We start from the raw sequence: 615 nt of genomic DNA on the forward strand, positions 1-615 counted from the left end.
CTCTCCCAATATGGTGGAAGGAAAAGCAGGATTGAAGCTGTAGGAAGGGTATGTGTCGTAATAATTGATACTTAAAATTGATTGAGTATCTGATGGAAAATAAGTATTGGTATAATAAACCGTCATTCCATTTTGGATAAAACCTCCGGTAGTGAAAGATTCTGTAATTACAAGATCTTTAATCAGATTTTGCAAATTGACTCTTCCGCCCCCTGTTATCATTCCATTATAAATTACTCTGCCCCATTTATCATACTTAGTTAGAGCCCATTGGCTTTTTGATTTCATCACAGCATCCTGAGTTAGGATCAGCCTGTCAGCTTTATCATACACCATATACTCCCAGCCTTTCCCCGGAACTTTTTTCTCCACCAGCCTTCCCAGCCCGTCATAACGGTACTGATAGCAAAGATTATCTAAAGCAGCCTGATCGGGAGCTGAAGTGCCTATCGCCAGTGGTGGAATAACATAGGCCAATCGTCCATATTCATTATAGAGATAATAGGTATCTACATTCTGGGTACCGTCATTTTTTCTGACCAGTATGGTTTGTCCTTTCCCATTCTGGAATTCTGTAGTGGTATTTCCGTCCGGATCAGTAGCGGAAGTTTTCAT

The 615-nt window shown here is 40.5% G+C and carries 1 pseudogene; it reads right to left on the reverse strand.

The features are described from left to right. Positions 1 to 615, reverse strand: a pseudogene (locus tag DRF61_RS22465) (RHS repeat-associated core domain-containing protein); the annotation flags it as partial.

This window comes from Chryseobacterium lathyri, assembly GCF_003290185.1.
GTDB lineage: Bacteria > Bacteroidota > Bacteroidia > Flavobacteriales > Weeksellaceae > Chryseobacterium > Chryseobacterium lathyri.